The following is a 3659-nucleotide window of genomic DNA, read 5'->3' on the forward strand; positions in this document are numbered from 1 at the left end:
CGTCGATGTTGATCTTGGCGTCCAGGCAGTGCAGGTCGCCGTCGGCCTTGATCACCAGCGGGTTCACTTCCAGCAGAGCCAGGTCGTGATCCTTGAACAGCTTGGCCAGACCGGTGAAGATCTTGGCGAACTGGGCAACTTGCTTGCCTTCCAGACCCAGCTGGAACGCCAGCTCGCGGCCCTGGAACGGCTGAGCGCCGACCAGCGGATCGATGGTGGCCTTCAGGATTTTTTCTGGAGTGTCGTGAGCGATCTTCTCGATGTCCACGCCACCTTCGGTGGAAGCCATGAACACGATGCGGCGGCTCGAACGGTCAACGACAGCGCCCAGGTACAGCTCTTTAGCGATATCAGTGCACGATTCAACCAGGATCTTGGTGACCGGCTGACCGTTGGCGTCAGTCTGGTAGGTCACCAGACGCTTGCCCAGCCACTGCTGTGCGAAGGCCTTGGCGTCTTCTTTGCTGCGAACCAGCTTGACGCCGCCCGCTTTACCGCGACCACCGGCGTGAACCTGGGCTTTGACGACCCACTCGTTGCCGCCGATCTTGTCGCAAGCTTCTGCCGCTTCTTCCGGGGTGTCTACCGCGTAGCCTTTGGATACTGGCAGGCCGTACTCAGCGAACAGCTGCTTACCCTGATACTCGTGAAGATTCATGCTTTTTACCGTCTTCGTTAGGTACTGCGCATTCGGCGCTGCGCTCTTTATGAGTGCCGCGCCACCTGTGACTGCTGCTTGCGCAGCCTTTCCGGATACCCGGTGCAGCTACGCAAGACTGCGTCCAGCGGACATTCCGCGGTGAGTCTTGCACGCAAGGCTCACGACGGGCCGATACCGCCGTGGTTTCTTATTGTCTCTTCGGACATGCGAAAGCTGCTGCGCTAGGAAATACTGCGTTAAAAACAGGCTCGAAATGCTCATTGACTGAAGTCAACTCCGCTTTCTCGCCTGTTTTTGCCTTGTCTTTCCGTCGCTCGCTACGCTTTCACAAAGCCCTCAACGCTTCTTGCGGTTGGCCACGTGGATGGCGCCGCCATTCACGGCCAAAGCAGCTTCGTGCAAGGCTTCGGACAGGGTCGGATGGGAGAATACCATCATGCCCAGGTCTTCAGCGCTGGTGCCGAATTCCATGCCGATCGCGCCCTGCTGAACCAGTTCGGCAGCGCTCGGGCCAATCACGTGCACGCCCAGGACGCGGTCGGTCTTGGCGTCGGCGATGACCTTGACGAAACCGCCGGTGTCGTTGGCCGCCATGGCACGGCCGGAGGCCGCGAACGGGAAGGTGCCGACGTTAACTTCAACGCCTTCGGCTTTCAAGGCCTGCTCGGTCTTGCCGACCCACGCGATTTCCGGGTGAGTATAAATAACCGAAGGGATCAGGTCATAGTTCATCTGAGCCTTGTGGCCCTTGATGCGCTCGACGACCATGATGCCCTCTTCCGACGCCTTGTGCGCCAGCATCATGCCACGAACCACGTCGCCGATGGCGTAAACGCCCGGTACGCTGGTCGCGCAGTGGTCGTCAACGAAGATGAAACCACGCTCGTCGATGGTCACGCCGCTGTCGGCGGCCAGCAGATCGGTGGTCACCGGACGGCGACCGACGGCTACGATCAGCTTGTCGAAGGTGATGGACTGTTCGCCGTTGGCGTCGGTGTAGTTCACGACGACTTCGTCGCCGGTCACTTTGGAGCCGGTCACGCGGGCGCCCAGCTTGATGTCCAGGCCCTGTTTGGTCAGGGTCTTCAGCGCTTCCTTGGAGACGGCGGTGTCCGCGGCCATCAGGAAGGTGTCCAGTGCTTCCAGGACGGTGACTTCAGCACCCAGACGCGACCAGACCGAGCCCAGCTCCAGGCCGATCACGCCGGCGCCGATCACGCCCAGACGCTTAGGCACGGTCTGGAATTCCAGGGCGCCGGTGGAGTCGACGATGACTTTCTGGTCGACCGGAGCCGGCGGAATGTCGATCGGACGGGAGCCGGAAGCCAGGATCACGTTCTCGGCTTCGATGACTTCCACCGAACCGTCAGGCTTGGTGACTTCGACTTTCTTGCCGGCCAGCAGCTTGCCGTGGCCCTGGATCGAAGTGACGCCGTTGGCCTTGAACAGGGTGGCAACGCCGCCGGTCAGGTTCTTGACGATGCCGGCCTTGCGGCCGACCATCGCGGCGACGTCCATCTTCACTTCGCCGGTGGAGATGCCGTGGACGTTGAAGCTCTCTTTCGCTTCCTTGTATTTCCAGGAGCTGTCCAGCAGCGCCTTGGAAGGAATGCAGCCTACGTTCAGGCAGGTGCCGCCCAGGGCCAGCTTGCCTTCGCCATCGGTGTACTTCTCGATGCAGGCAGTGGTGAGGCCCAGCTGTGCGGCCTTGATGGCAGCCACGTAGCCGCCAGGGCCCGCGCCGATCACTACTACGTCAAATTTCTGCGACATTCAAAAAATCCTCTTGAGCGAAAAGCTTCAAGCCGCAAGCTGCAAGCCGAACCGCCCTTTCCTGCGGCTCGAAGCTTGCAGCTCACAGCTGCTTCTATCAGATATCCAGCAACAGACGAGCCGGATCTTCCAGCAGGTTCTTGATGGTCACCAGGAAGGTTACAGCTTCTTTGCCATCGATCAGACGGTGATCGTAGGACAGCGCCAGGTACATCATCGGACGGATCACGACCTGACCGTTGACCGCCATAGGACGCTGGATGATGTTGTGCATGCCCAGGATCGCGGCCTGCGGCGGGTTGACGATCGGGGTCGACATCATCGAACCGAAGGTGCCGCCGTTGGTGATGGTGAAGGTACCGCCGGTCATCTCTTCCATCGACAGTTTGCCGTCACGGGCTTTCTTGCCGAAAGTGGCGATGCCGCCTTCGATTTCAGCCAGGCTCATCAGTTCGGCGTTGCGCAGAACCGGCACCACCAGACCACGGTCGCTGGAAACGGCGACACCGATGTCGGCGTAGCCGTGGTAGACGATGTCCGAACCGTCGATCGACGCGTTCACGGCCGGGAAGCGCTTCAGGGCTTCGGTGGCGGCTTTCACGAAGAACGACATGAAGCCCAGGCGCACGCCGTTGTGGGACTTCTCGAACAGATCCTTGTACTTCGAACGCAGGGCCATGACTTCGGTCATGTCGACTTCGTTGAAGGTGGTCAGCATCGCCATGTTCGACTGGGCTTCGACCAGACGCTCGGCGACCTTGGCACGCAGGCGGGTCATCGGAACGCGCTTCTCGACGCGGTCGCCGGCAGCGAACACCGGAGCGGCGGCGGCAGGCGCGGCAGCCTTGGCAGGCGCAGCGGCCGGAGCGGCCTTCTTGGCGGCAACGGCAGCCACCACGTCTTCCTTGGTCACGCGACCGCCCTTGCCGGTGCCGGCAACGGAAGCGATGTTGATGCCGTTCTCTTCAGCCAGCTTGCGTGCGGCAGGCGCAGCGATCGGGTCGTCTTCGCCGTCGGCGGCAGCCGGGGCAGCGGCAGCGGCGGCCGGAGCAGCAGCGGCAGCCGGAGCGGCGGCAGCGGCGCCGCCTTCAACGATGGAGCCCAGCACTTCGTCGGACAGAACGGTGTCGCCTTCGTTCTTGACGATTGCGCCCAGCACGCCGTCGGCGGTGGCCAGCACTTCGTCGCGGTCTACCGCCAGTTCGTCGACCAGGCCGGCCTGCAA

At 61.8% G+C, this 3659-nt stretch carries 3 protein-coding genes; all 3 read right to left on the reverse strand.

Features of this window, described 5'->3' with window-relative positions:
* A partial coding sequence (locus ACIP0B_RS28130; protein ID WP_400838404.1) for a succinate--CoA ligase subunit beta occupies positions 1-658 on the reverse strand: 658 nt, incomplete at its 3' end.
* A gap of 339 nt (positions 659-997) precedes the next feature.
* Positions 998-2434, reverse strand: coding sequence for a dihydrolipoyl dehydrogenase (lpdA, locus tag ACIP0B_RS28135; protein ID WP_085577744.1), 1437 nt, complete (start codon positions 2432-2434; stop codon positions 998-1000).
* A 97-nt stretch (positions 2435-2531) separates the two neighbouring features.
* On the reverse strand, positions 2532-3659 hold a 1128-nt coding region (gene odhB, locus ACIP0B_RS28140), incomplete at its 5' end, for a 2-oxoglutarate dehydrogenase complex dihydrolipoyllysine-residue succinyltransferase (RefSeq protein ID WP_400838407.1).

Source organism: Pseudomonas sp. NPDC089534, from assembly GCF_044749305.1.
GTDB classification, from domain to species: domain Bacteria; phylum Pseudomonadota; class Gammaproteobacteria; order Pseudomonadales; family Pseudomonadaceae; genus Aquipseudomonas; species Aquipseudomonas ekonensis.

Excerpts from the sequence above, each read along its gene's own strand:
- lpdA (WP_085577744.1), bottom strand. The coding sequence starts at position 2,434 with ATGTCGCAGAAATTTGACGTAGTAGTGATCGGCGCGGGCCCTGGCGGC.